Below are 3,436 nucleotides of genomic sequence, written 5' to 3' on the forward strand. Positions count from 1 at the left end.
ACCTTAGACTCTGCTTCTGGAGGTTTCTCTGTTGCCACATCCGACTTATTTTCTGGAGATTTTTCTACCTGTATCTCTGTTTGAGGTGTTGTCGCTACAGTATCTTCTTTAGACTGAGGGTTAATCAATACAAGTAGATTTTCTCGCCTTTGAGCTGCTAGATCATAACCAGGATTAATTTTTAATGCTTCTGTGTAATCTGCGATAGCTTTTTCAGGATCTGCACTTGTCTCATACACAAAACCCCTATTGTAATAACTATCAGCATCATTAGGAGTGAGTCGGAGTGCCTCAGTCACATCAGCGATCGCCTCCTGATGATAACCTATTTGAGAAAAAGCCAAACCACGATTATTGTAGAAATTGCTATTACTGGGGTCAATTTTAATTGCTTCAGTATAATCAAAAATTGCACCCTGATAATCTTCCATTTGATGCTTGGCCACACCTCGGTTATAGTAAATTTCAGCGTTACTAGATTCAATTTCTATTACTCTGGTATAATCAGCAATTGCATCCTGATAATTTGCTAATTGATAATGGGCTACAGCACGTTCATAGATAGTTGTAATATCATTATCTTCTATACCTGTTTGAATATTTGCCATTTTTATTACTGTATTGTTTCAATAAATATTTAATCTTAGTATTATATATTATGTTCCCGGAGATTCATCCAAGAGCTTAACGAAGTCAGAAGTCAGAACTCACAAGTCAGAAGTTGTTTTTTTGGTAATCCTGCATTGTAATGGTGAATATATATATTTTTTAATTTCTTTCCACACTCCCCACACCTCCCACACTCCTCACACCGCCTCTACCATTACTATGCACCACCACCATTTTTTTTAGGGGAATTTACCCCCTGCTCCAAAAACATTTCACCTTAAAAGGTGGAGTTGCGCGACCCAATTTTTTTGATAATTTAGTCTGGAAAAATATATGTATCCGTAAATAATTTACCTGAAACTAGACTCATATTGTTACTTTAGATATACAAAATTTAATAAAAGTTTTTATTTTGTTGTACATTGAGGTAAAATTATTGACAGATAACCAAGAATGAGGGTCTAAAGCATCCCCTTAGCTGTGTCGCGTGCTGTCGCCCTACAACGAGATAAATAAGACAATTCTATATTTCAAGTCTCCAACTTCAGGGGTTGGTGCTAATAACTAAGGTTTGCTGAAATAGTCTTTTTTAAGAAGTAGGGGAGCGGGGGAGTAGGGAAGTAGGGGAGTAGGGGAGTAGGGGAGTAGGGAAGTAGGGGAGTAGGGGAGTAATTTTTTGCTCAACTCTTGCCCAAAATGCTAACTTTTTGATTTTTCGGGAACCGTGCATAAAGCAGCTCAAAACTAGGTACTTTTTGCAGACCTAAAAAGGCTATAATCTTTATTTGTAAATGCTTTGAGATTTAATCAGCAAGCCCTAAATATGTATAATTTTAGACAAATTTAGAACTATAGTTACTGAGACAGGAGTTAAATTCATTAAAAATGATGGTTTTGTGAGTTAATTGGTGTACGTTTCCAATGTCTAACGCAGGGTGCTGAAGTAATTAAATCTTCAATATTACGATACATTGTAGTGCAAATAGCATCCAAAGGTAAATCATTAGGATCGTAACCGAAAGGGTTTTCTATTTCTAGAGCAATTTCTTCAATTCCAAATACAGTAAAACTAATTAAAGCAACTACTATACCCGTCCAAAAGTGAAATTCATTTACTATTTGAAATGGCAATGATAGACAGTAAATTAACAATAATTGTCTCAGATGAATTGAGTATGCTAAAGGAATAGGAGTCTTTAAAATTCCTTCACAACCTGTTAAGGCTTCAACCATTCTATCTAATAACTGAAACATCGCAGTAAGTTGATAGGGATTAATACAACCACGTTCATATTGATGTTGTAGATAATCACCTATTAAAAAAGCAATGTGAATAGGAGGATGATTCATTTTTTTTAGCTTTTCATACCATTCTTGAGGCATATATCCCTCTAATTCTCTATTCACCTTCTCACCACGCAAATGTAATTTACCAGCAATAGCAAAAGCTACTAATAATCGCATAATTTCCTCTTTTGCTTCTCTATCTGCTGGATTATTTTCTTCAACTGAAACCCAAATTTCTCGTGCAAAATTCCGAACTGTATTAACAATACTTCCCCATAATTGTCGCCCTTGCCAGAATCTTTCATAAGCTGTATTTGTTCTGAAAACTAATAGTAAACCTAAGACTAAACTGGGAACTATACTACTTTTGCTTGGCAAAGTAACAGGAAAATTTAGGTAGTAAAGTAGAGAAATAAGAAAAGCAAATAATCCGCAGAATGTCACCCTAAAAATAATTGCGGGAATGACGGAATATTGCATTTGCAAAATAACTGTTAACCATTCTCGCTTTTCTCTATAAAAATTATATTTGACCCTGTTTGTAGACATAATTAATTTACCCAAGTTAGACAGATCGGAGCAGTCTAGTTGAATTCCCAATTTAGAATTCAGAATTTAGAGTTCAGAAGTTAAATTCTTGCTGTTGCTATACATTAATTTTACTGTCCTTTTTCTACAATATAAAGGTAGGCATGAAAAATGATAATTTTTGGTTAAAGTTTAGTAGATATAGCTTTAAGATATCAGCAAAGAAAGTTAAAAGTTAAAATTTAACAGTCATGTATTAAGATTTTATAGGCTCAAAATCTCATTTTCACTTGGGTGGGAAGACTAAACTCCTACAATAAAATTACAACCTATTTCGGACTGCTATATCTATCTGCCTAAATAATAATGAGGGCAATATTTCAATTAATGATATAAGCTTTACCCCAACTTCATGTTCAGTATCTAAATTACTATCAAACTTTGGCATTTATGAAAGTTAAAAGTTAAAAGTTAAAAGTTAAAAGTTAAAAGTCATACTTTAAGATTTTATCGGTTCAAAATCAGATTTTGACTTGAGTTTGGAGACCAAACCTCTACAATAAAATATTACAACCTATTTAGGATTGCTATATAGCTAAATAATAATTAGGGTAATATTTCAATTATTTTGAATAAAACCAATTTTTCGTTTAGGTTTTTCAGGTTATAATTTTTGCAAACTTATCAAAAGCAAACTAATTTGAGAAACATTTTGCATCAATTTAACTGGTTCTCCATTATTTGTAAATCCATAAAATATAATCAAACTAGGATTGCGGTAGCTAATAGCTGATACATCAAAGGTTATGTTTTAAGCAAATGATACAAGTTTTCGCCCAACTTCATGATCAGTATCTAAACTATTATCAAACTCTTGCATTTCTGAATGAAGTTTTTCTGCTAAGTTACTAGCACAATTAGCATGGTGAAAATCTGCAAGAAAAATAGTTTATTCAGCAGCTTGATTTTTCTGTAGATTAATTTCTGCAACATCAGCATAGAAAGCATTTAA

The 3,436-nt window shown here is 33.1% G+C and carries 3 protein-coding genes; all 3 read right to left on the minus strand.

Annotation, left to right across the window (positions count from 1 at the left end):
- Nucleotides 1-608 (minus strand): tetratricopeptide repeat protein (locus ACP6PK_RS29025; protein ID WP_426564909.1); only part of this gene is annotated, 608 nt, incomplete at its 3' end.
- Between the two features lie 880 nt (nt 609-1,488).
- Nucleotides 1,489-2,445, minus strand: coding sequence for a bestrophin family protein (locus ACP6PK_RS29030; RefSeq protein WP_426564911.1), 957 nt, complete (start codon nt 2,443-2,445; stop codon nt 1,489-1,491).
- 643 nt (nt 2,446-3,088) lie between these two features.
- A complete protein-coding gene (locus ACP6PK_RS29035; RefSeq protein ID WP_426564917.1) occupies nt 3,089-3,232 on the minus strand; it encodes a DUF6173 family protein in 144 nt (47 codons plus the stop codon).
- Nucleotides 3,233-3,436 lie beyond the last annotated feature (204 nt).

Source organism: Dapis hubbardiae BLCC-M172, from assembly GCF_050016015.1.
In the GTDB taxonomy this organism is placed as follows: domain Bacteria; phylum Cyanobacteriota; class Cyanobacteriia; order Cyanobacteriales; family Microcoleaceae; genus Trichodesmium.

What these genes read in the sequence shown, in the direction of transcription:
- ACP6PK_RS29030 (WP_426564911.1), bottom strand. Translation starts at nt 2,445, where the DNA reads ATGTCTACAAACAGGGTCAAATATAATTTTTATAGAGAAAAGCGAGAA.